Origin of the sequence: Salinispora sp. H7-4 (assembly GCF_013416675.1) — a bacterium.
Lineage (GTDB): Bacteria > Actinomycetota > Actinomycetes > Mycobacteriales > Micromonosporaceae > Micromonospora > Micromonospora vitiensis.
Genome location: NZ_JABZED010000007.1, coordinates 110,243 through 135,126 on the forward strand (window position 1 = coordinate 110,243; position 24,884 = coordinate 135,126).

Below are 24,884 nucleotides of genomic sequence, written 5' to 3' on the forward strand. Positions count from 1 at the left end.
CCCGCTACTGCGGTACAACACCCCCCTCATTCCAGGTGGTGCCCTCCTCGGTGGGAGGTGCCCACTCCTCAGTCCGTAGGAGCCCCTCCTCGGTCGGGAGCGACCAGTCTTCGGTCCACAGCGGCCCGTGGTCGGTCGGTCCAGCCCACTCGTCGGCCCCCAGCGGCCCGTTGCCGGTCGGCGCAGCCCAGTCTTCGGTCCACAGCGGTCCGGTGTCGTTCGGCACGGCCCACTCGTCGGTCCACAGCGGTCCGGTGGTCGCTGCGGACCACTCGTCGGTCCGCAGCGGCCCCTCCTCGTTCAGAAGGACATCCCGGTCGGTCCACCCCACTCCGCCGACGGCCTGAAGAATCGCATGCTGGTAGCGGCCTGCCGCCTCCCTACTCGTGAAACCCGTGCACGAGGTGACCTGCCGGGTTTCGGTGATCTCAGGCGAGAACCAGTCGTAGATATCTGTTTCTCCGGCCTCCGCTGTCGCGGGCGATCCGGTCTTCAGTCGATAACCCGCCTGCTGACACACCTGATCCTGCGGCCGAATCAGATGCCATACGGCGGCGGCGTCAAAAATCGGGTACGCGGGGCCGAAGTCTATCTCCTTCAGCAACTCCAGGCGCGGCATCGACGACTCGCCGTAGAAACGCGCGAGCGGGTCCGTACTGATGGCCAGCCGCTCCAACTCCGGGATCGGGATCGGCGCCAGCGAGGAGAGGTCAAAGGTAATGGCCGTGAAAGGGATGTTCGTTTCGTCTAGGATAATCTGCTCGGCACGCGGGTCCATGATGTAGTTGAAGTCAACCAGCGGGGTGCCGAAAATCTCGAACACTGTCGTCGGCTTACTGCCGACGAGGGCGACGATCCGGGAAATGAGGGAGGCCTCTTCCGGAAAGTTCATGGTCAGGCATGCCACGTCGGTCAACGGACCGATCGCCAGGATCGTCAGCCCGCCGGTCTCCCGCAGCTGGTCGGCCATGAACCGGACGCCATCGTTGACACAGGTACTGGTCAGATCCGCGCCACCGGTGGTCTGTTGGGCCTCGACCGGCAACCAGACCTCCGCCCCCTGCACCACGGGTATATCCGCACCGAGTGCGTCAACCGTCGCCTGGGCGGTGACCACAGTGGGCTGGGCCATCGAGTTACCCATGGTCACCACAACCCCCCGCACATCAACCCCGTGAGCCAACGCAAGGGCGAGCGCGTACGAGTCGTCAATATCCGGAGCCGAGGTGGACATACCATTACGGGAACCCGTGGTCAGCCCCATTGACATATCGGTAGAAAAGAGCACTGGCTCACGTTGCCGATCGCCCCGATGCTGAGGCTCCACGGAAGGGGGAACCGACGGAACATAACCGCTACGATCGGGGGCAGCCCGACCATCATTCTGCACTGTCGGGGAGCTCTCCGGCGCTAACGGCGACGTGGGATCCGCGAGCGCGTGCGGCATACTGCCTGCGACACCGACAGCCACGGTGCAGGCAAGGGCCCCGGCAGCGATCGTGGACGCGCGCCTTTTCGTCGGACGTACCATTTTCCACATCAGCATCACTTCCTGGGTGTAGATATCTTGCGCCGGCCGGAACCCCCTTGCTTCCGGCCGGCGCAGCGGACTCGAACCTCCGCCGGCACCAAGCCAACCGGCAGCGCCCACCCGGACGAGCCCCGAGCCAGATGCAACAGCCCATGCAAGGTTTGTTCACGATCACCGTCGGTTGTGACGTTATCGAACACTTCGGGAGTAATCTGGATTTATCTCAGTTTTGACCGGATCGGGTAAAATCTGGGTACTATCCAGCCAAATCTGACATAGCTGGAGTCGGGCGGTATGTATGACCAACACCAGGACGGGCTTTATAGCGGTCAGTTCGGCGAGTTGGCCGGCGCTGCCGGCAGCGGGACACGTAGCCATCGAACACCTCGCACCCAGCCGAACGGAGCTCAGGAGGCCGACGAACAGCTGCGACACCGCGATCGGGTCTGCTGCAACGGCAGATGACAGGTGTAGTCACGCGGCCTGACTGGCCGGTGGATGCATGATGGTCTCGAGTTCAATGGGGGTGGTGGTTGAGGCCTCGGACGAATTTCCTGGACCAGAATTGGGATCCGCGGTCGGCGTGCAGGATGCAGCCGGCCAGGTCACCGCGCCTGGCGACGGCGTTGTCCAGTGGGGCCACGGCCAGGCGGGACTTCATCCGCGAGTCGATGGAGTAGCCGACGATCCGGTGAGACCAGACGTCCTTGGTCGCACACCGGTAGAGTTTGCCCTCGTCGGTGTGGTGCTCGGTGATGTCTGCCAGCCACAGCCGGTTCGGGCCGTCGGCGCTGAAGTCCCGCTGGACCAGGTCGTCATGCACTGATGGGCCTGGCTTACCGAAGGCGCTCCGCCAGCCGTTGCCGGAGCAGATCCGCCACGCGGTGCGATCGGCCACCGGTTGCCCTGCGTCGCGGGCCCCGTCGACAAGCAACCGGTAGCCGAACTCCGGATCGTCACGTGGCGTCGAACAACGCGTTAGCCCGACACGCCGCCACCTCCTCGACGCTGGTGACGGGTCGGGCCAGCCACCGGTAGTAGGGCTGGCGAGCGATGTTCAAACCCGGCACGTCACCGCCACGGGGATCCCATCGGCGGCCAACTCACACACAAGTGGGTAGAGCCTTTTCCTGGCAGATGCGCCTGCGACAAGTAGGCCGCCACCTGCCGCAGAACCTCGTTCTCCTGCTCCAACAACCTGATCCGCTTGCGCGCCTCGCGTAGCTCGGCGGACTCACTGCTGGCCGTCCCGGGCGTTGCCCCCGCGTCGGCCTGGCGCAACCCCTTGAACAACGTCATCGGGTGCACCCCGAAGTCCTTCGCGATTTGCTCGACCGTCACTCCCGCCTCGCGGTCACGAGCAACACACACGACGTCATCACGGAACTTTCGGGGTAAGGCTTGGGCACAGCGGCATCCTCCAGCCAGCCCACAGGGCAAGCCATCTCAGATGTCACCTATCGGTGCAGCAGACTTAAGGCGCAGGTCAAGGCATCAAACCCGACCCGACACCCACGGCTACAACCGGCCCCTACGCGGTCTGCGCCAGCAAGGCGAACACGGCTTCGCGATCCTGGCCGGAAGCGGTAAACGCCGCACCAACGTCAGCCCTCGACGGATCGGAGACATTGCCACCGCCGCACTACACCTGACCCACTTCGAGCACAAACACCTCCCGCAAAAGTCACTAAACCTCCTCAACGTACATGCTATTTGAGGCCGAAAATATCAGCTACAAAATTACGAAGGTACGGGATTTGTGCATCAATACTTCTCATTGCACCCACTTCCCGTAACGCCTGTGACACTTTCGGCATCGTGATCATCCCTAGAATTACAGCACCACCTCCCACAGTTACCGTCACGGCTACCAGTGACCTGAACTGATCCAGCAACAATCCGGAGGCCCGAGCTAGAATCACGAGCAACCCAGCCGCGAATGAGATGAAGAATATTCGTATTAACCAAATATGAAGCCGATAGACAAAGCTCTGACGCAGCTTGCTGAATTCATGCGGATTTCTCACAAAATACCCACTCTTGACTAATCACTCCCAGTAAGCCAGGACCCAATTCCGAGAAAGCCCTGCTTCACCAAATGAGACACCCGGACCAGCGCCAAGCTCGCCGTTCGTCGTATGGATTCTACCATCTTCCGAGGTGGACCATCCGACGGTTGCGCCCACGGGGCGCGGCAGGCCCGCTTGACCGTATACCGATGTGCCAGCTTGGTCCTTGACCCCTCCGTTGGAGGCATGAAAGCCGCCCGACACACCAGCAGCGACACCCGGACCCATTCCCGTCTTTCCACCAGCATAGATGCCACCACCGCGATCGTCCCATCCGATACACAGCGACACGCCTACGGAACCGCCTAGCTGCGCACTAGCACCGACGCAAAACGCGATCATATCCTTTCCGTCCTCGTAGCAAGGCTCGCGAGAGGTATTGCGACGTTCTTTGGCCGGGGTCGGAGCCGGTGGTGCTGGCTGCGGCGGCGGTTGTGGTACCCAGGGCGTGTCCGGCATTAAAACCTTTGGACGTTGTCGATCGTAAAAGGGGGACCAGGGGGGGACGTAGAGGGGGATGTAGCCTTTTCGAGGGCGATTAACAACCTTCCACTTATTTCTTTGGGTGTCATATACGAGCTTCTTGTTTTGCTTTTTCCAATAGGCCTCCTCTTCAGCTCCACCGCCGGTAGCAAGGGGGATGAGCCCGGTGGGGTCCGAGAATGTCGCGGGACTATTGTTGGAATAGGCGTAGGCGTTCCATTGTTGGGGGTCAGTAAAGTTAACGACTGGGTCAACGGAGATGAACCGGCCGATAACCGGGTCGTACTCCCGGGCACCGATGTTGATCAGGTTGGTACTGGGGTCGATGATCCCGTTGACGAAGCCTCTCTCCGTCGGCCACTCCCCCGACTCGGCGCCGCGGACCTCGCCGTACGGCGTCGTCCGTCGGTGGATGATCACACCGGCCTCGTCGGCTACCGCCTGGCCGGTGCCGTGGTGGTCGTTGGCCACATATCGGATCCCGTCGACCTTGCGGACCAGGGTGCTTCCACCGGGCAGCGGATAGTATCGGGTCGCCTCCGTGGACCGGGATTGGTGGTCCAGCCGGATTTCCATTTCCGGCAGGTAGAGCGTAGTCGCGTCCGGCTCCTTGCGGAGCATCCGTGAACCGTCCACGTCGTAGAGGAAGCTGGTCTTCGTCCCGTCGGCGTCCGTGACCGATTCGAGGTTGCCCTCGGCGTCCCAGACCAGGGTTTGGTCCTCACCGGTCTTCGTGCGCTTCGTCGTGTTACCGGTCGCGTCGTACTCGTAGGAGTGCAGCCCGTCGCCCTGCGCAGTCTTCTCCGTCATCTCCCGGAGCGTGTGCGGCTGCTCTTCGCCGGCGGCCGGGTAGCTGTAGCTGCGCTCGATCAGTGAGGTGCCGCTGGTCGAGTACTGGGTCTCGGTCGCGCGGTTACCGGTCGCGTCGAAGGTGTAGGCGTGGTGGTAAGGGGCTACACCGCCCACTCCGGTTGCTGACGGACCACCCTCGCACGGGTCTTCCGCGGTGCTCGCCGACGTCCATGCCTGCTCCATCCGGCGCAGGTAGTCGTAGGTGAAGCACTGCGTGTCCCGGGTGCCGGACGGGTTGTTGGCGATACTCGAAATGTTGCCGGCCGGGTCATACGTGTAGCGGGCGTCGATGTCGACGACCGGGGCCATGGCACGGTCCAGCCGTTGGCGGGTGAGCCGCTTGGAGCCCTGCTCGTACTCGTAGGTCGACCACACCTTTCGGCTACCCACCACCGCCTCGGTCTGCAGAACCTCGCCGGTGCTGGCGTAGTCGACGTCGGTCACGTAGGCGGCGTCACCCGTCATCGCGGTCACGCGTCGTATCTCGTCGTAGGTGTAGATGATCGGTTCGAAGGGCAGGCCGCCCCCATCGGACCAGGACCTCGACTGGACGGTGCCGTCGGAGTTGTACTCGGTGCCGAAGGTGTAGAGGCCGGCGAGTTCCGCGCCGGCGTGCTCCGGCACGGAGATGTAGGTGCCGGCGGGACGGTAGAACTCGTCGTAGATCGAGTAGTAGGTGGCGTACTCGTGCCCCTCGACCCACCGACTTGCCGACGAGATGTGACCCAGCATCTCCAGGTCGTAGGTCCAGCTACTCAGCAGCTCACCGGTCTCGGCCGAGCCCTGGTAGACGGCGCTCTTGCGACCGATCTGGTCGTAGGTGGTGCTGATCGTCTGGTCCAGGGCGTTGGTGGTGCTGGTGATCCGGTCCAGATCGTCATAGGTGAACGTCGACCTGCCCGAGTCCGGGTCGACCGAGCTGGCCTTCCGGCCAAGTTGGTCATACTCGTGCGTCCAGACGTTCCCGGCCGGACCGGTAACCGTCTCAAGCCGACCAGCATCGTCATAGACGTAACTGGTTGCGTCGAAGTCGCCCGACGGTTCGCTGCCCTTGTACTGCCGCAGCTCGGTGGTCTTGCCCAGCGCGTTCGTGACAGTGGTGGTGGGTGTGTCCCCAGCCGGCGGGTCCACCGACACCCGGTCACCACCGTAGGTGGTCGTGGTGCGCCACTTCTCATTGCCCGCCACGGCGAAGATCTTGGCCTTTACCCGGTCAGCGCCGTCGTAGACGTAAAGGGTCTGGCCGTTCACGTCACCGTTGACGGCGGGATAGATTTCGTCCGCGGGCTCACCTGCCACAGTGTAAGTTGCATACGTCTTCGCGAGTTCGCCGGTCGCGGTGTAAAAAGTATCCTCGATCGCGCGGGTGCCGTCCGGACCCTCCGACTGCACCTGCCGAGGCCGAAGCAGGCCGTCATGCAGCTGGTACTCGACGCGGTAGGAGCCATCGGCCTGCCACCGCTCGATCTTGACGGCGACCGGCTTGTCGGTGCGGACCAGATAGGTGAAACGCATACTCGGTTCGAGTCCGCTGAGACCCGAACGGTCCGGCAACCAGACCTTTGTCAGCCGACCCAACCCATCGTATTCCAGCTCAGTTTCCAAACCGTTCGCGTCCACCTGACTCACCGCTAGCCCCCAGGCAGGGGTGTATTCGGTGGTGGTGATGTGCTGCAGCGGGTTGGTCTCCTTGACCATAGTGGTCAGGCCGTCCGAATCGGTGTACTCCGTGGTCGTGACCGCTCCCAGAGCGTCGACCGCTGTCAGTGGACGGCCGTACTCGTCGAAGGTGCCCTCAGACGCACGGATGTAGGTCGCCGACGTGCCGTCGTGGCTCTTGAGCCGCTCGGTGCGGGTCGGGCTACCCAACGTCGGCGGTTCACCGAAGGCCTTGCCGTCGTAGCTGGTCCGGGTGTCGGAAATAACCTGCTCACTGCGGTCGGGGGTGACGGAGCACCTCACCGACACTGACTCGACGCGCGAAACTAGGCTGTGCAGGTGACGCGTGGGGTTGTCGCCATATGTGGTGCGGCTGCACGACTCGTCCCCGGTGACGGCGACATCGCCCTCGTCATCGGTCTGGGTCACCCGGCCGAAGCTCGTGTCGAAGGTCGACGTCTCCTTCGTCTCCCGCCAGCCGCCAGCCGCCAGCGCGACCAAGCTCCGGGCCGTGGTGGTGTTGACAAACCAGGCCTTCTTACTGCCCCAGCTGTGGGTCTCCGTCGCGGTGTTGTGCCGCCATGGAGTCGCGATCTCCTTGCTCACCGCCTCGGCACCGTCATAGACGATGCTCTCCACCTGGTGGCCGGCGAACTCGTCGTGGTCGGTATGGGTGCCGCCCGTCGAGTCGGTCACGGTGACCGTGCGAGTGCCACCGTCCGGATCCTTGTCGCCGTGCATGCCCCGCAGGTAGCGGTACTCCGTCTTGGTCGTCTGGACCTGGCCGTCACCGGAGGTAGCGACCACCCGGCCGTAGCCGCGCCAGTTATTCCAGGTCAGGTCCTTTGGATCGGTGATCCCGTCTGGGTCCGCGTGCCGCCACGCCGCCCCGTCCAGGTACTGGTAGCGGGTCACCATGTCCGGCGCTCCACCGGTGCGGTCGGTCTCGACGACCTGCTCGACCACATACTTGTGGAACCAGTCGGTGATCGGGTCGCCGCTACCGAGTGGGTTCCACCGCACCGGGTAGCAGCGGCGGGTGCTGTTGCCCGGAGTGGGGAGGTTGGACAGGGTGCAGTCCGGGGTGGCGTAGTTGACGTCGATCTGGCCACCGGTTTCGGTCCAGACCGTGGCCAGTCGGAAGCGCACCAGTGGGGCGATGTGGTCGCCATCGCGGTCGATTCGGTTGGGCAGTTGCAGACCCCCCAGTTCCACCGATGGCATGGCGATATCCACGCCAGGACCGTAGAGACCCTTGTTAGTGATCTTGTGAAGCCAGAGGGTCCGGGAACCGTCGCCGTTGTCGGTGAGCAGGTGGTCGAGCTTCCAGTGATCCACCGCCGCCCAGCCGGTGCCCTCGCGGATCTCCGTGGTGATGCCGGTCAGCCGGGCCCGGGTCCAGAAACTCGGGGCAATCTGGTCCAGCGCGCACTTGGTGTTCGCGGCACAGTTGCGGTCGAACGGCACATCCGGCCAGTGCGACGCGGTATCGTCGGTCAGATCCTGCGGGTCACAGTCGATTTCCCCGCTCGGCAGGCACCGCTCCTTCGTGTCGAAACGGACCCGAGCCGGAGCATCGGTCGTATAGACCGCCTCGTGCCGCTGTCCGTAGTCGATGCGCTTGAGCCAACCCCCGCGCACGTACGGCACACCGTTGACATCAGTGCGTTTGCCCCGGGCGTAGTGGTTGATCTCCTGCTGGTAGAAGTAGGAACTGACATTGCCATAGCGATCCTTGACGTAGTCGAGGCTCCACCGCCACGCCTGGTCACAGTACGCCGAGGTGAAGTCCTCGTCGTAGCACGGCTCACCCTTGTCGTCGCCGTAGATCGGCATCGTCCACGTCGATTTGGTCTCCTCCTTGCCGGAGGTCCAGCCGGGCAGCCGGTTCATACCGAAGTAGTACTCGGTGCCATCGGTGGTGGTGACCTTCCAGTACTCACCGTTGTTGTCACCGTTGTCCGCGCCGGTGAGCCGCTCGACCTTCGACCCGTCGTCGTCCGCGAACCGCCAGGTGTCGCCGGACTTGACCAGCTCCGTCGACTGGTCGTTGAGCAAGATGGTCGCGTTGTCGTACGCCCAGCACTGGTCGGCGTACCGGTCGTGCCCGTCCTTCGAGCACGGCTTGTACCGACGCTGGATGTGGCCGGGCTCGTAGTTGAAGCCCTCACCGATCCACGAGCCCTGGTTGTTTGTCGCCGCCGTCCGACCATCAGTCGACTGTGACGAGTAGGCGAGCGTGATCGGCGGCCCGTCGCCACCCGGCACCGGCGGGGTACGTAGCGGATAGCTCCAGGAGAAGCCGCCCCCTGACTGGCCGACCGACCACTTGGCCGACGGCGCCAGCTTCGTCGCGCTGTAGTCCCCCTGCGACGAGGAGTCGTCGGCGACCATGGCGACCAGCGCGCCGGTGCGCACCTCGGCGGAGAGCGTCTTCGACGCGCTGTCGTTGGTCGTGGGCACGGGCGTGGCAGCGCACTGCGCCTGCTCGGGAGTGGTCAGGGCACACTCCGGCAGCTGGACCAACCGCAGCCGGGCTCCGAAATCACCGCCGTAGGCACCTGCGATGCCCGCGTAGCCGAGGCCGAGCCGGACCGTGCCGTCGCTGGACCGGCCGTCGTTTCGAGTGACGCGGACGAGCGGACCGTCGACCTTTGCTTCTTCGGTGGCGCCGCGGTCGAGCACCTCGACCCGCACCTTGCTGGGGGCGGGGTCGGTGCCACGGTCCCGGTGTGCCGATGCCTTGGGCTTCGCGTCGGTCGTCTCCGGTGCCGGCGTCACCGAAACCGGCAGTCCACCGATGTCGGCGGTTTCGGCCGGCGTGACAGCGGTCTCAGCCGAAATGCCGGCGCTGGCGGTGGCGCTGACCGCTGCGGTGGTCGGTACCTTGATGTCCGCGACCCCAGCTGCGGGCCAGCTGACTGCATCTGGTTCGGTGGCGGCCGCGATCACCGCCGGGTTCGCCGTACGTGGCTTGGCCGGCAGCGGATCCCGCGTCGGCAGGATCGTCCCCGGGTCGGTGGTGGCGGGACGGTTCAGTTTCGGCTCCGCCGCGGCAGGCGGCGTCCCGACCTGGATGAGGCTGGCCCCCATCACGCCGGCCATCGCCCAGGCGACCGGCCGCACGATGCGGCGGTGGAACGGGCCGCGCCGGACCAGATGTCGGGAGAACATCACCCCTCCAAGGGGTCGAGGAACATCGGAAGGAAGGCGTGAGCTGTGCTGGGTCCCCCCACAAAGGGCGGACCCAGCAACGGTCGTGTCAGAGCGCGAGCTGCTCGCGGGTCTGCACGTTGAGCCGCTGGATCAGTACCGGGTCAGCGACCCCGTCGTAGACCCGGACATCGTCGACGGCCCCCGAGAGGTGCTCCTGGAACGAGTCGTCGAGGAACGCCCGGCCCACCTGCACGCCACCGGTGGCGACAAACGGCGACACCAACTCGATCGCCGTCCGAAGCTCTCCGTTGACGTACAGCACCATCTCTCGGGTGTAGCCGTTGTAAACGAGCGCCAGGTGGTCACCCTTGCCGATCAACTTCGGCTTCGCTTCGGTGTCCCCAGTGATCCACTCCGGGCCCACCTCGTCGGTCTCGGTAACGGCCAGCTCCCACTCACCGGCCTCGTTGCAGCGCACCACCACCGAGCTACCGTGGCTGCCCTTCTGGGAGAAGGCCGTCATTGGAGTGCCTTCGCAGCTGCTGGTCAGCTTGACCCGGCCGCTGACCGAGAAGCTGCCCGCCATGTCGGCGTTGGTGGGCGTGGTGGCGTAGCTGTCCGCGCTACCGGTGAGCGCGAGGTGGCCCCCGCCGAGCAGCGCCAACACCGGATGCTTGAAGATCATCGCGCCGGTTCCGAGGGTCAGCCCCACTCCACCGCCGTGCTCCGGGCTGAGCATGTCGGTCTCCGCGTTCAGCCGCCAGTACGCCTTCCGGCTCGGTGGCGTCTTCTGCAGTGCGGTGACCTCGTCGTCGACGATCAGCCGGTCGAAGACGGCGATGTCGGCCATCGCACCCTGCCAGTAGTCGGCGTATCCGCTCTTGACGAGCCGGCGACCGAGCTGGAGTGAACCACGCGACTTCGTCAATGAACGGCGCTCGGCGACGTGCGGCGGGTTGGCCCCGACCTGGAGTGACATCTCCTTCTTGCCGCCGTCGAAGATCGCCGTGACGTAGGTCCAGTCGGTGGTGGCCGCTTCGGCGGTCACCTCCCACCGACCGAGCGAGTTGACCTCGGTGGTCGGTACCCAGAAGAACCAGGCTCCGCTTCGCACGCCCAGCGCGAAGCCCGGCTCACCGGTGCCGTCCTGGCTCACCGCCACCTGCTGACGGGAGGGATCATCGACCTTGAACCAGCCGCTGACGGCGAAACTGCTGGAGGTGTCGGTCAGCACGCTGCTCGCCGTGGTGAGATAGCCGGCGCTCGTCCCGTCGAGTTGGGCCGCCGTGTCGGAGGCGCCGCCCGGCCCCTCCACACCGAAGGTGACGCCACTACCGGCGGTCGCGTCGTTGCCGCCGAGCGCGTCGTCCGCCATGTCCTGTCCGGCGACCTCGCCGAGGGCCCAGGCAGCGGTCGGCGGCCGCTTACCCACCCGGAAGGTGCAGGAGGCGATGGTGCTCGACCGTCCGGCGCGGTCCACGGCCTGGACGTTGATCGTCCGCGGGCCCTCCTTGTCCGGGTACCAGTCGGTCAGTGTCACCGGCCCGCCGTCGGTCTCCGGCACCAGCACGTTCACTCCCGGCGCCGGGTTGGTGTTGAAGCCGTACCGGTACTCCACCACGTCGGTCGCGGCGGAGTCGAAGATGAAGCTGCCTGGGATACCGATCGAACCCAGCCACTCGTCGCTTTCGATGCACAGGGGGGCGTCTGGCGTCCCGTTGTCCGCTGCGTCCTGCGGCAGATACACGGCGGAGTCCACGTCCGGCGGGGTCGGGCTCGACTTGTCATACAAGAACTGACAGACATTGCGGGATCCGTCGCTGCTCCACGGACCCCAGCTGGTGTTGTCGCTAGCCCGTACCTCCCACGAGATCGGCACGTTCTGCGCGATGTCGCTCGGCACCGTGTACGAGAACACCGATCCGCTGGCCTTCAACGGTGTTGTGTAACTTCGCGACTGCGCCGTCCCACCGCTCGGCGTCCAGGTCACCTTGAACTGGGCCTTGATCTGCTCGGTGTGCGCCGAGGAGTGGTCCGGATCCCGCAGCACCGCGTTCAGCCGCGGCGGCACATCCACATAGGGTGCCGCCGCGCCATAGACGCACTGGCCTCCCGGAGACATGGTGAGCTCGTTCGCGTTCGCGATCAGGGGTGCCCGGTTGTACTGGACGGAGAGCACACCGTTGTCGCAGAACCGCTTCGTGTGCAACCCGCTGGTCTCGTTGACCGACCGCAGACCGAACGTCACCGTGCTCCACCCGTTCTTCGCCGCCAGCTCCACGGCGGCTTTCGCGTTCCACTCCGTGTTCTGGTTGGTGGACGTGCAGCTCGACTGGGTCTTGGTGGGAGAACTGGTGGCGAGGCGCGTCGCTCCGGACCACCCGGAGCCACCAGGCTGGTTGTTCCAGTTCGTGGCGGAGCTGATCCCGGCCGGCATCAGATACAGCGCGGCCGCTCGGGCCGTGCTGTTGTAGACGTGCTGCAAGGTCACCTTGAACTCCGCCTTCAGGATCGTTCGACCCGAGTACGGGGTGGCGAGCCGGTAGAACAGCCGCTTGACCTTGGAGTTGAAGCACGATTCGGGGCAGCGCCCGATCCGTTCGTGCCGCTTGCCGTCGAACTTCCAGTACTCCTCGTTGGGATACCCGCTGTCGACCATCGCCCAGCCACTGTTGGTGCTGCTCTGCCAGACCGGGTCGATATACAGCGGGAAGGACGCCGCCGGATCGGTCAACATGCCCTGATCCGGGGTCAGCGTCAGCACGTTCTCGACGTATTCCAGCTCGACCGGCGCCACTTTCGACGCGTCACCCGGGCCCTGCGCGGAAGCCGCACCAGGATCGGTCGAGGTGACGCTGGTGCCACTGGCGGAACGCAGGGCCTTGGCGGCCAACGCCCCACCGTCCTCCTGGGGTCCGCTATCCCACATCGTCGGCGCGTCGGCCTGAAGGACCGGGTTGTCGGTGGCCGGGTCCAGCGCCACCACGCCCCCCTCCGGGGTTTCCTCGATCGTCAACCCGACAGTGGTGACACCGAGCCGAAGGTCCTGCAGCTCTGGAAGCTCGGCCGCAGCCGGCGTCTTGACCACCAGTACGTGGGAGAAGCCCTCGACCGTAACGTTCGTGACCAGGTCCACGTCCGGGAGCACGTTCGGATACGTCGCCTCGCTGCCCACGACGACCGGCTCGGGTAGCGGACCGTGCGGCCAGGTCAGGGTCATACTCTTCTGATCCCGCGTCGCCACCGTCAGCGGCACGTCGCCGCCGGGCGAGAGCTGGATGCCGAGCAACGCCGCGCTCGGGCCGTACGAACCATCCGGCTGGACCACCAACGTCGCGTCGGCAGGAACCCAGTCATCCCCCTGCGTGACCCGGACCGGCTGGGTGTAGTCGTTGGCGATCAGCGTCCCGTCCGGCTGCGCGAACACGTCCCGGTACTCCGTGCGGAGCGCCAGCACCTCCACCGGCTGGTCAAGCTCCTTCGCCGCTACCAGCGCCTCCGCCTCGGTGTCCCGGACCGGCTCCTCCGCCAACGCGGCGGTCGGGACCAACGGCACCGCCTCATCCGGCTGCACGAACACCATCCCGGCCAACAGACCGAGCATGCCGGCCACCAGCCCGACCCTGAACAGCCCGTCCCGCCGACGCCTGCGACGAACCACCGTACGTTCCTCCCCCGGTGAACTCTGCGTTGTCATGTGTGCCATCACCCGATCGCCGCGCCGAAGGCGGTCCCACCGGCGGGAATTCCGCCCTGACCGGGCTGCCAGGTAGTACTCGGCGACGTCGCGCCGCCGGCCAGGCTGGACCACGCGAATCCGTATACCGCCGGATCGCGATACGGAGTACCGACGTACAGCTGTTGCGAGGTGGCCCCCAGACTGGCGCCGATCAACTCCTGTGTCACGGCGCTGCCGGGCAGGCTGGCGGCGTCGCGCTGGATCGTTGTCGGTGTGCCGATCGGGTCGGCCAGGGCGGGGAACACCAGTACGCGACCCGCGTCGAGCACGTCGCGCGCGTCCGCACCGGGAACGCCGACGGCCAGGAACATGGTGTCGTTCGTGCCGTCGCTGGCCGGCTCGGTGTTCACCAGCGCGACCTCCTCGCCCAGGTAGGCGCCATCCTCCAGAGCGTGGGTGAGCGCGGGCAGCTCCGTGAAGGTCGCGTCGGCGGTGACGTGGAACCGTTGTACCAGGCCCGCGTCTGCGACCACGGTGTTGGATTCATCAACGTTGATGTCCTCACCAGGGGCCCCGACCACCACCAACGAGTCCGCCTGGTCCGCCGCGGCACCAGCCGGCCGGTAGGGCGCGATCGAAATCGCTTTACCGAAGAGGTCGTTGGCCTCTGCCACGCCCGACACATTGGCGACGTTCTGGTGGAAATTTACCGCCAGTTTCGGCTTACCCTCGACCAATTCGTAGCTGCTGAACACGCCGACAGCTCCCGCGAACACCTCAGGACCGATCGCCTCACCCGGGGAGCCGATGGCGAAGTGATTGGACGAAGCCGCCACCGCGTAGCCCACGCGGTCGTCCTGCTCGACCACGCCCGGAATGAGCTCCCCGGCCTGGAAGAGCACGTTGAGACTTCCGCGGAAGTAGTGCGCCACACCGGCGTCAACCGAGTCGCCGATGTCCTCACCGGGAGCGCCGACCACAAGATAGGGCTCCCCGGTAAGAGAAACCGCACCAGCCACGGCGAACCCGAACTGGTCGTCGACCTCGGCCTGCTCGGGAGTGGCACCCCCGCCCTGGTGGAAGATCAACGACGCGGGCCCCTGCGCGAGTCCGTCCGGCGTGCCGAGCAGGACGTACGTGACGCCCGCATCCTCCGCGGTCGCCAGGTCCTCGAAGGGCACCCCGACCGCAAGGTCAGTACAGCCGTCGTTGTTCGCGTCATACGCCGACACGGAATACCCGAACTGGTCACCCGCCCCGACCGCGCCCGGCACCTGGGAGTTGCCCTCATGCAACGTGTCGACCGTGCCCGCGCCGCCGCCGTACACCAACCGGATGTGGCCCGCCTTCTCCTTGCCCTCGACGGTCGCTTCCGGATCGGCGATAGCGATGTCAGCTATGCCATCCCCGTTGAAGTCACTGTCGGTGCCGCCAACACAGCCGGTCACCGGGACGTCCGTGGTGTAGACCTGCATCTCGCAGAATGACGACCAGACATCGCTGCCGGATACGCCATCGGCGGCCTTCACCCGCCAGCGGTAGATGCCACCGTCCACGAAGTCGCCGGCCGGGACCGTCGTCGCCGCCGTGGCTCCGGACGCGACACTATTGAAGCTGACCGAGCCGACCGGACGGTCGGCATTCATCGCCCACCATTCGAAGGTGACCGCCATGGCCGTTCCATCCCCGTCCGAGACGGTCGCCTTGAACTGTGGGGTGAGCGTGTTCACCAGCGGACGATCGGAGCCGGTCACGCACGTGGTGGTGGGAACGGTTGACCGGGACTCCACCGTCGGCCACGAGTTGTAGGTCACCGACGCCTTCGGGTCCTGCGATGGGCTGGCGCCCTCCCGGGACCGGAACTGCTTGAAACCGGAGGTGCTCGTCTCGTCGGTCGCGCGGATCCCCATACCAGACCGGGTCTTGTTCGCCGTGGCGGCCCGCTGGAAGAAACTCCGACCGTCAATCGTCGCCCACGCATCACTGCAATCGGTCGACCCGTGCGTCTGCGTTGACGCGGCTTCCTTGGTAAACCACTCCGGCTGGTTTGTGAATGTGGTCGTATAGGTCGACGTGCCGGTCGTCCAAATCTCCCACGACGTGGGGGTGCAGGTGTGCGACCACCAGTTCCAGAACGACACCGTCGACGCAGTGATCTGCTTGCCGCCAAGCACCGTCGTGTCCCAGGTGATGAACGAGCGGGCAAGGGTCGCCGGGGTGGTAGCCAACAGCCCGATCTGCAGGTCACCCTGCTGATTCTGGTCAGAGGTAACGGTCTCCCGCACGTACGTGTCGAACGTCGTCCCCAACGGATCAACCGTTGGGTCGATAGTGACCGGATAGACCGTCGAGTCGCTGCGCAGCCAGTCCAGGTCCGGAGTCAGCGTTAGCTCGACCTGACCGCTCCGATTAACCACATCGGTGCGGACCGGCTCTTGATTGACCGGACTGCCAGCCACGTTCCGCTGCGCATCCCACATGAGTGGAGCGGGGATGCGTGCCGTCTGCTCGCCCGCACGGCTGGTCAGGAGGACCGAACCGTCAGCACCACGGGTTGAGGTATCCACACCAGAGCCGGAGAAGACGTAGTCAACCTCGGCTACGCTGGCCAGGGCAGCCCGGTTCTTGACTACCAGGAACTGCTCGAACCCGAGGCGGGTTGCCTCCACCACCAGGTCGACCCCGGGTCGGGCGTCCGGGTAGGTCGCGCGGGTGGTCTCCAACACCGGTGTCGGCAACGCCCCGGACCACCGCATTGCGACCCGACCCTCATCCAGGCCCACCGCGGCGAGCTCATGCTCGCCCGCGCCCTGGGCACCCGAGATCCAGAGATCGTTTGGATGGGCCACGGGCCGCACCGAGCCGTTCGGCCCCGCCTGCAGTGTGAGGTCCACTGGGACCCACTTCCCGTCCCGGCGGAAGCGTTGGATGCCGGCGGCGATGTCCGCCCGGAACTGACCGGTCGGCAGTGCGTACACCTCGGTTGTCTCCGAGGTCAGACTCTTCACCTGCACCGGCTCGCCGCTCTCGCGGGCAGCCCGCAGGGAGACCGCCTCGTCGGACCGACTCTCCACGCCACCTGTCACGCCATCCGGTCCCGCAGCCAGGAACTCCGCTGGTTCGCCCGACACGCTCGCCAACCCGGCCACCGTCAACACGGCGACACTCACTGCCAGGCACGAACGAACGGCGGCCGTCATCCGACGCGCCACAGACCCTCCCCGCATGATCTTCACGTTTGCGGAGAGGACCTTAAAGCATCTCTCCCCAAAGCGCAAGAACAACTACAAAGAGTGAGGATAGACAGTTCAAAACAGGCAATAATGTTCCTATTAACGACGCGTTGTAAGATCTACTTAAATCAAGAGTAACTAATTATTAAGGGACTTCCGGCTTTCACTGCATGGCTATACTCCAATAAGGTTCAATAATTACCAAAACTTGCTTACCTACCAAAACGGTTAATAACTCCTGAAGTATCCAGCTGCCGGGCTAACTGGTCGGGGTACCCGCTACCGAAGCGCACCGTCGAGTGGCAGCAGCCGCACCGGCCCCCGACCGAGCAGCGCCAACGGGTCCAGGTAGGTGCCTCCTCGGCGGAGACCCCAGTGCAGGCAGGCCGCAGCTCGGCAGCCCGGGTGCCCGGCCCGCAGCCGGCCGATCGGCACTCCGGCCAGGACCAGCGTGCCAACCTCGACATCGGAGTGCACCGGCTCATAGGTGGTCCGTAGGCCGGCGGCGTGGATCACGGTGAGCACCGGGCGGCCAGCCACGGCACCGGCGAAGGTGACCACGCCATCGCCCGCCGCCAACACTGGTGCGCCTGCGGTGGCTGCCAGGTCAACGCCGCGGTGGCCGGGCAACCAGGGCTGCGGTGGCGGATCGAACCGTCGCACGACCGGTGGCTCCCCGGGCAGCGGCCACTGGAAAGCCGGGAACGTCCCGGGCGATCGGGAGCCCGCCGCAGTCGGCGCGGCACCACCCCCAGGCGTGGACCCCACCATCGGCGACGAGGGCCCCACCAACGGCGAGCTAGACGCCGCCATCGGCGACGCGGGCACGGCGGGCGTGGTGACCAGCCCGGCGCTGAGCAGGATGGCGAGGATCGGGGACGGCTCCATGGCGGCAGCCTGCCCGGACAGCCAGTCGACGGCTACCCCCACCCCAGCTCACCTGTGGATAGCCACAACACTGTGGACAAGAGTGCGGGGAGCGCTTCGATCTGCTACACAAGGCCGGCCAGGGGATCCGGGGTGGCGGGCGGTCAGGACGGCGTGAATTCTCAGGTGGCGTGCGATCAGGGCGGCAGGAGCTGGGCCCGCCGGGGAAACGGGTCAGCGAGGTCCGGAGGTCAGTTGCCGAACCCGGAGTCGGCCGGCAGCGAGATATCCGGCTTCTCCAGCTCTTCCACATTGACATCTTTAAATGTCATCACACGGACATTCTTGACGAATCGGGCAGGACGGTACATGTCCCACACCCAGGCGTCATGCATCTCGACCTCGAAGTAGACCTCACCGTCCGAGTTACGCACGTGCAGGTCGACCTGGTTCGCCAGGTAGAACCGACGCTCGGTCTCCACGACGTAGGAGAACTGGCGGACGATGTCGCGGTACTCCCGGTAGAGCTGCAGCTCCATCTCCGTCTCGTACTTTTCGAGATCTTCCGCGCTCATCCCATCCCGCCTTCCATGGCCACATCATTCCCCACCAACGCCGCAGCCCAGGGCCGCTCGCCCAACGCCACGCCGACGGTACCCTCTACCGCCCCAGCGCGTTCCATCGCCTCGTCGGCCGCGGCGACCAGCGGTCGCCGAGCCCGGGGCGGGGCCCCGTGCCGGCCGGAGACGGTCGCAACATTGACGTACGAGAACCGGTGTTCCGGGCATGGCCCACGTTCCCGCAGCGCAGCCGAGTGCTCGGCGGTGATGTAACCCTTGTGCTCCGCAAACCCGTAACCGGGGAACTCCAGGTCCAGCTCCACCATGATCCGATCTCGGGTGACCTTGGCCAGCACGCTGGCTGCCGCGACACAGGCCGCCACCCGGTCGCCCTTCCAGACCGCCAACCCGGGCACGTCCAGCCCGTCCACCCCGAAGCCGTCGGTCAGCACGTACTCGGGCGGGGTGGCAAGTGACGCCAGCGCACGACGCATCGCGGCCAGATTGCACACGTGCAGTCCGCGCAGGTCCACCTCCGCCGCCGGGATCACCACCACGGCGTACGCCGACGCCCGAGCGACGACATCGGCGTACACCCGCTCCCGGTTGGCCGGGGTGAGCAGCTTGGAGTCGGCGAGTCCGTCGATCTCCCCGCGCCGCCCCGGGGGCAGGATGGCGGCGGCGGCCACCAGGGGGCCGGCGCAGGCGCCCCGACCGGCCTCGTCGGCGCCGGCCACCTGCTGAAATCCGCGTCGTTGCAGGGCGCGCTCCAGCGCGTAGAGCCCGCCATCGCGGCGGACGACGGTACGCGGCGGCGTCAGCATGGCCCACCCCTGTCCGCGCGCACCCACGGCTCGACGATCAGGAGATGGCCAGACGCGCCGACGAGCAGCACCCGGGTGGGGCGACGAAGGGCGTGGGCGACGGTCACCATCCCAGCCTGCCAGACGCCTTCGCCGTCGCCTACCGGGCCCACCCGGCCCACCGGCTCAGGTTCCGGGCCGGGGAATGGGGCCGTACTGCTCGGGCACGCTCAGCCAGCGTGCCCGGTCCAGCGGCCAGAAGATCGTGAAGGCACGGCCGACGAGACGATCCTCGGGGACGGTCGCCTGGTGGACGTCCTCCCCCGACTGCTGCCAATGCTGCAACGAGTCGCCCGAGGCCGACCGGTGGTCGCCCATCACCCACAGCCGCCCTCGCGGGACGGTGATATCAAAGTCCTGGTCAGCGGGCTGATCCCGCTCGCCGCCGACGGAGTACAGGTAGGGCTCGTCCAAGGCGACCCCGTTGATCGTGATCCTCCCCTGTTCGTCGCAACAGACCACGTGGTCGCCGCCGATGCCGATGACCCGCTTGATGAAGTCCTCCTCGTCCGGGCTCCAGGACATCGGCGCCTTGAAGACGACCACCTCGCCGCGTTTCGGCGAGCGAAAGTCGTACACCAACTTGTTGACCAGCACCCGATCATCGATCTGGAGGGTGTTCTCCATCGACGGCGACGGGATGAAGAAGGTCTGCAGCACAAAGGCACGTACCAGCACCGCGACCAGAATCGCCACGCCCAGGAGAATTGGCAGCTCCTTCCAGAAGGAGTTGCGGGACTTGTCGGTCTGCTCGTCAATCACGGAATGGAGCCTACGTTGCCGAGCTGGGCGGCACCGGACGGAACGCGCGAGAACTGAGCCACGCGGCCGGGAGTGGAAGGAGCAGCAACGCGCCACCGTCAGGGCTCGGCGCCACCGGCGGTGGCGCGCTGGTCGGGGACCCCGCCGCCGCCGGAACGTTCCCGAAGACCTCCGGAGTGGAGAGTGCAGCCCACCGCGACGACGGCCACACGACGCCGACCGCCCGTCCGACCACATTGTCAATCGGCACCGGGCCCTGACACCGGGCGTCCTGGGAGACCAGCCGGTTGTCACCCAGCACGAAGAGCTGCCCGGGTGGGACGATCACCTCGTCGAAGCGACGCGCACGGCACTCCCCCGGATTCGGCGGGAGGTCCAGCGGCGAGTCGCGCCACACGTACGGCTCGTTGATGGCGACGCCGTTGACGAGCACTCGCCCCTGCCCGTCGCAGCAGCTCACCCGGTCGCCCGGCAGCCCGATCACCCGCTTGATGAAGTCCTGCTGGCCGGGGCCGCCGACCCCCACCAGATCAGCGAAGGTGGCGCTGAGCCGGCGCAGGAATCCGGGGTCGGGCTCCTCGTCGAGTCGGTCAGCCCACCGCTCGGGGCCGCGGAAGACGACCACCTCGCCCCGCACCGGGTCCCGTACGTCGTAGACGACCTTGTTGACCAGCACCCGGTCCCCGACGAGCAGCGTCTCGGTCATCGAGCCGGATGGGATGAAGAACACCTGAAGGAGGAAGGTCCGGATCAGCACCGCGAGGCAGAAGGTGACCGTCAGCAGCAGCGGCAGCTCCTGCCAGAGTGGCAACGGGCGGCGGCGTCGCCGGGCCCGACGACGGCGTGGATCGACCGTGCCGTCCTCATCGCGCCTCTGCACCACGCCTCCCCGGTCCGCCGAAACGACACTGCCGCCCGGGGGCCTGGTCGAGGCCCCCGGGCGGCAGTGGACACCTGCCCCGCCGCTGGGCGGGGGCGTCCGGCTGCGCTGGTACGTCCCGGGTGGTGCCCTCCGGTTCGTTCACCATACGTGCAGCTCAGGACGGGTGGTGCAGCACGATTCAGCTCGGCTGCTTCTCCCGCTTCTCCTTGATCTTCGCCTTCTTGCCACGCAGCTCGCGAAGGTAGTAGAGCTTGGCCCTCCGGACATCACCGCGGGTCACGACCTCGATGCGGTCGATGGCCGGGCTGTTGATCGGGTAGGTGCGCTCGACCCCCACCCCAAAGCTGATCTTGCGGACCAGGAAGGTCTCCCGCAGACCGTCACCCTGACGACGGATGACGACGCCCTGGAAGATCTGGACCCGGGACCGGTTTCCCTCGACGACCCGTGCGTGCACCTTGACGGTGTCACCGGCGCGGAAATCGGGAACGTCGGTCCGCTTCGACTGGGCGTCAAGCGCGTCCAGGATGTTCATCGCTGCGTCCTCGCGAGGCTCACGGCGCATCGTCAGTCGATGCGCGAATGGGTGATTCTGACCCCCGGGTGGCCGCCGGCACTCACCGGCCCCGGTCGAGGGTCCTCGCAGCCACCCGCGGGCGCGGTCGACTGCGGCAACCCCCTATTTTGCCACACCCCCGGGGGCGGTCGGGAACCCGGCCCGCTCCAACCTCGCCCGGTCCTGCGGGCCCAGGCACTCCGGAGCCAGCGTGGCGATCATGTCGGGTCGTCGGGCGAGGGTCCGCGCCAGGGCCTCATCCCGGCGCCAACGGGCGATCTTCCCGTGGTCCCCGGAGCGAAGCACCGCCGGCACCTCCTGGCCCCGCCAGGCGGCCGGCTTGGTGTACATCGGCGCCTCCAGCAGCCCGTGGGCGTGCGACTCGTCATCCAGCGAGCCAACGTTGCCCAGCACCCCGGGCAACAGCCGGGTCACCGCCTCCAGGATCACCAGCACCGCCACCTCGCCGCCGAAGAGCACATAGTCGCCGAGGGAGACCTCGGTGACCGGCATCCGGCTCGCGGCGTGCTCGAGCACCCGCTGGTCAATCCCCTCGTACCGGCCACAGGCGAAGAGGAGGTGCGACTCGGCGGCCAGTTCGTGGGCCAACGCCTGGGTGAACGGGACACCGGCCGGCGTGGGCACCAGCAGCCGAGGCGGGTTACCTCCCGGCGGGGCGAGCGCGTCCAGCGCCTCCCCCCACGGCTCCGGCCGCATCACCATCCCCGGCCCCCCGCCGTACGGGGTGTCGTCGACCGTCCGGTGCACATCGTGGGTCCAGGTACGGAGGTCGTGCACGGCGAGCTGGAGGGTGCCACTGGCCCGGGCCCTGCCAATCAGCGACAGGTCCAGCGGAGCGAAGTACTCCGGGAAGATCGACACGACGTCAACGCGCATTGCGGGGGCTCCAACAGCTGTGCGGGCCGGACGGCCGGGCCACCGGAACCGCCCGGGCGGGCGAGCGGACCGCCGGGGTCAGAGGTCAAGCAGGCCGGCGGGCGGATCCACGACCACGCGACCGTCGGCGAGATCGACCTCGGGAACGATCGCCCGGACGAAGGGGATCAACACGTCCCGGCGGCCGGGACGGCGCAGCACCAGCAGGTCCGCGGCCGGGGCGTGGTCGATCCGGGCGATCTCACCCAGCCGTTCCCCAGCCGGGGTGACCACGGCCAAGCCGACCAGTTGATGATCGTGGAACTCCTCCGGGTCCGTCGGCGGGGCCACGTCGGCGCGGTCCACCCCGACGAGGGTGCCGCGGAGCGCCTCGGCCACGTTGCGGTCGAGCACACCCTCGAAGGCCACCAGCAGCATCCGCCCCTGATGCCACCGCGACGCCTCGACGGTCAGTTCATCCGGCACCTGGTACGCGCCGGGATGGGCGGGCACGTTCGCCCCGGGCTCGGTGCGCAGCACCGAGCCCGGGGCGAACCGCGTCTCAGGTTCGTCGGTCCGCACCTCCACGGTCACCTCACCGCGGATCCCGTGCGGTTTGCCGATCCTGCCGACGACGAGCATCAGTACGAGTCGACGATGTCGACGCGTACGCCGCGTCCACCGATGGAACCGATGACCTGGCGCAGCGCCTTGGCGGTCCGTCCGGACCGCCCGATCACCGTGCCGAGGTCCTCCGGGTGCACGCGGACTTCGAGCCGCTTGCCCCGCCGGGAGTCGACCAGCCGGACGCGGACATCGTCGGGGTTGTCGACGATGCCCTTGACCAGATGCTCCAGCGCCGGACGCAGTGCCATGTCAGCCCTGCTCGCCGGAGCCCGCACCGGCCTGCTCCTCGGTCTTCGGCGCCGCCTCGTCGGTCTTCGGCGCCGCCTCGGCCTTGGCGGCCTTCTTCGCCGGCTTGGTCGGAGCCTCCGCCAGACCGGCGGCGGCCTTCGCCTCAGCCTCGTAGGCCGCCTTGCGGTCGACCCGCTCGGGGGCGACCTTCAGCGGCTCGGGAGCCGGCAGGCCCTTGAACTTCTGCCAGTCGCCGGTCTTCTCCAGCAGGCGCTGCACCGCCTCGCTCGGCTGCGCGCCCACGGAGAGCCAGTACTGCACCCGGTCCGACTTGACCTCGATCACCGAAGGGTCATGCTTCGGCTGGTAGATCCCGACGAACTCGATCGCCCGGCCGTCACGCTTGGTGCGCGAGTCGGCGATGACGATGCGGTACTGCGGGTTGCGGATCTTGCCCATCCGCAGGAGCCGGATCTTTACGGCCACAGTGTTTTCGCTCCTGTTATTTCCACCGCCCCTGGACGGGCGGTGCACGGGTGAGCGCGCTCTCCGGCACAGTGGGGTTGGGCCGGAGACTGCTCGGGTGGACTGACGTGGTGCCCGGGTAGAGGGCGCCGGACCCACGTCGGATACCAGCCAGCCATTCTGCCAGATCGGACCGAGGAGCCTCACATCGGACCGGCTCCGGCTCACCGTTCGCCTATGACGAAGAGCACACTGATTCGGTCCGGGTGGGCCGGCCATGCTCCGGGGGCCGGTTCCGGGCAACCGGGTGGGCGCCATCAGTTCCGGCAGCCGGGTGGGCGCTGTCGGTTCCGGCAGCCGGGTGGGCGCCGTCAGCGTGCCGGCGGCCGGTCCCACCCGGGCGGCAGGTCCAGCGGGGCCGCCCACTCGGCCGGCGGCACGAAGTCACACCAGGTGCCGTCGAACGGGAAGTCACCCGCCTCGGCCCGGGCGATCACCCGTTTCCCCTCGGCCCAGACCGCGTCCGGGTCGGGTACCCAGTAGTGCGCCGGGAAGTCGAGCCGCTCGGCGAACTCGTCCTCGTCCTTCCACGCCCAGCGGCGGTCCGCGTGGATCAACACGTCAAGATCCTGGTCCACCACGTCAACGCCGGCGAGCCCCCCGTCGTCCCAGCGGACACCGTGCTCCTCGAGGTTGACGTACCAGTGGGCGAAATGCCCTTGCTCGTCCTGGAAGAACCAGACCGAGTGCGCGGCCCCGACCGGCAGGAACTTCAGCAGGGGCGGCCCCTGCCACCGCGCGGGCGTCAGTCGGTAGGCAGAGACGATCCACTCGGCGAACGGGATCGCCCGCATCCCAAGTCCGGCGTCGGTGGTCTCGCTGGCCACCTCGGAGCCCCGGGGAATCCAGAGCAGCAGCCCCCGGTCGTCATCGCTGACCACGCGCGCCGGACGAACCCAACCGATCCGCCCCCGCCGCACGTTGCGGTGCACCACCAACCGCCCAGGCTCGAACCTCACCTGGCCGACCCTACCGCCCACCGACGAGCGATCGAAACGCCAAGCCCACCTCACCGACGAGCGGTCGGAACGCCGATGGCGGGGCGATGACTCCCCGGGTCGCGGCGGGGTCGCTCCGCTCGCTGTCGAGCTGCCCCACCTGTGCGCCCGAGCCAGCTCAGGCCGGACCGGGTGACGGTCCCGGGTCAGTGACGCTGCCGACCCGCGCGGACGCAGCTCAGTAGGCCCGGGACAGGATGGCGACCAGGTCCGGCTCGTCCTCGCTGTCCGGCACCGAGCCATCGGCCCGGATCAGGCACCGCACGGTCACACCCTGGGCGTTCGCCTCCGCCTCGCCCCTGGTGCCGACCACCGACCACGGCACCCGGGCCCAGCCCGTCGCCGCCGCCTCGATCGCCTCGGTGAGCGTCCCCACCTCGTGGGTCCGCGCCTGCCGGCTGGCGAGCGCCTGATCGTGCAGCGCCTGCTGGTCGGCGTCGAGCGCCGCGCGCACCACACCGACCACGTCGGCCACCG

Annotated in this window: 16 protein-coding genes and 2 pseudogenes; all 18 read right to left on the minus strand. The window is 67.0% G+C overall.

From position 1 onward, the window contains the following. Window positions 1-4: 4 nt before the first annotated feature. Complete coding sequence (locus H0524_RS08405; protein ID WP_180198437.1) at window positions 5-1,270, minus strand: nucleoside hydrolase; 1,266 nt, start codon at window positions 1,268-1,270, stop codon at window positions 5-7. Between the two features lie 778 nt (window positions 1,271-2,048). Further along, window positions 2,049-2,429, minus strand: coding sequence for a DDE-type integrase/transposase/recombinase (locus H0524_RS08410; RefSeq protein WP_180198150.1), 381 nt, complete (start codon window positions 2,427-2,429; stop codon window positions 2,049-2,051). A 173-nt stretch (window positions 2,430-2,602) separates the two neighbouring features. Further along, window positions 2,603-2,902, minus strand: coding sequence for a transposase (locus H0524_RS08415; protein ID WP_309225044.1), 300 nt, complete (start codon window positions 2,900-2,902; stop codon window positions 2,603-2,605). A 1,211-nt stretch (window positions 2,903-4,113) separates the two neighbouring features. Further along, window positions 4,114-9,768 (minus strand): annotated as a pseudogene (locus H0524_RS08425) (RHS repeat-associated core domain-containing protein); the annotation flags it as partial. 88 nt (window positions 9,769-9,856) lie between these two features. Then, complete coding sequence (locus H0524_RS08430) at window positions 9,857-13,354, minus strand: LamG domain-containing protein (protein ID WP_180198440.1); 3,498 nt, start codon at window positions 13,352-13,354, stop codon at window positions 9,857-9,859. A 101-nt stretch (window positions 13,355-13,455) separates the two neighbouring features. After that, window positions 13,456-16,629: a DNRLRE domain-containing protein gene (locus tag H0524_RS08435; protein ID WP_255435845.1), complete on the minus strand. Its 3,174-nt coding sequence runs from the start codon at window positions 16,627-16,629 to the stop codon at window positions 13,456-13,458. Between the two features lie 312 nt (window positions 16,630-16,941). After that, a complete protein-coding gene (locus tag H0524_RS08440; protein WP_180198441.1) occupies window positions 16,942-17,550 on the minus strand; it encodes a M23 family metallopeptidase in 609 nt (202 codons plus the stop codon). Between the two features lie 230 nt (window positions 17,551-17,780). Next, complete coding sequence (locus H0524_RS08445) at window positions 17,781-18,104, minus strand: DUF2469 domain-containing protein (protein WP_018218957.1); 324 nt, start codon at window positions 18,102-18,104, stop codon at window positions 17,781-17,783. Continuing rightward, a complete protein-coding gene (locus tag H0524_RS08450; protein ID WP_180198151.1) occupies window positions 18,101-18,913 on the minus strand; it encodes a ribonuclease HII in 813 nt (270 codons plus the stop codon). Before H0524_RS08450 ends, H0524_RS08445 begins: the two co-directional genes overlap by 4 nt. A gap of 165 nt (window positions 18,914-19,078) precedes the next feature. Beyond that, window positions 19,079-19,714 (minus strand): signal peptidase I, encoded by a 636-nt coding sequence (gene lepB / locus H0524_RS08455; RefSeq protein WP_018725960.1) that lies wholly within the window; start codon window positions 19,712-19,714, stop codon window positions 19,079-19,081. Window positions 19,715-19,724: 10 nt separating this feature from the next. Beyond that, the gene (gene lepB, locus H0524_RS08460) at window positions 19,725-20,597 is read right to left on the minus strand and encodes a signal peptidase I (RefSeq protein ID WP_180198152.1); all 873 of its coding nucleotides are present in this window, start codon (window positions 20,595-20,597) and stop codon (window positions 19,725-19,727) included. Window positions 20,598-20,775: 178 nt separating this feature from the next. Beyond that, window positions 20,776-21,132 carry a 50S ribosomal protein L19 gene (gene rplS / locus H0524_RS08465; RefSeq protein ID WP_018218952.1) on the minus strand — a complete coding sequence of 119 codons (357 nt, stop codon included), beginning with the start codon at window positions 21,130-21,132 and terminating at the stop codon, window positions 20,776-20,778. 144 nt (window positions 21,133-21,276) lie between these two features. Next, window positions 21,277-22,050, minus strand: a complete 774-nt coding sequence (gene trmD / locus H0524_RS08470) for a tRNA (guanosine(37)-N1)-methyltransferase TrmD (RefSeq protein ID WP_180198153.1) — start codon at window positions 22,048-22,050, stop codon at window positions 21,277-21,279. A gap of 78 nt (window positions 22,051-22,128) precedes the next feature. Further along, window positions 22,129-22,671 carry a ribosome maturation factor RimM gene (gene rimM / locus H0524_RS08475; RefSeq protein WP_180198154.1) on the minus strand — a complete coding sequence of 181 codons (543 nt, stop codon included), beginning with the start codon at window positions 22,669-22,671 and terminating at the stop codon, window positions 22,129-22,131. Next, window positions 22,671-22,931, minus strand: coding sequence for an RNA-binding protein (locus H0524_RS08480; protein WP_026185045.1), 261 nt, complete (start codon window positions 22,929-22,931; stop codon window positions 22,671-22,673). The genes rimM and H0524_RS08480 overlap by 1 nt, the downstream gene beginning before the upstream one ends. Next, window positions 22,906-23,370: a 30S ribosomal protein S16 gene (gene rpsP / locus H0524_RS08485; RefSeq protein WP_011905207.1), complete on the minus strand. Its 465-nt coding sequence runs from the start codon at window positions 23,368-23,370 to the stop codon at window positions 22,906-22,908. The genes H0524_RS08480 and rpsP overlap by 26 nt, the downstream gene beginning before the upstream one ends. Before the next feature lie 350 nt (window positions 23,371-23,720). Then, window positions 23,721-24,368, minus strand: a complete 648-nt coding sequence (locus H0524_RS08490) for a DUF402 domain-containing protein (protein WP_180198155.1) — start codon at window positions 24,366-24,368, stop codon at window positions 23,721-23,723. Window positions 24,369-24,585: 217 nt separating this feature from the next. Beyond that, a pseudogene (locus H0524_RS08495) lies at window positions 24,586-24,884 on the minus strand (proline--tRNA ligase); the annotation flags it as partial.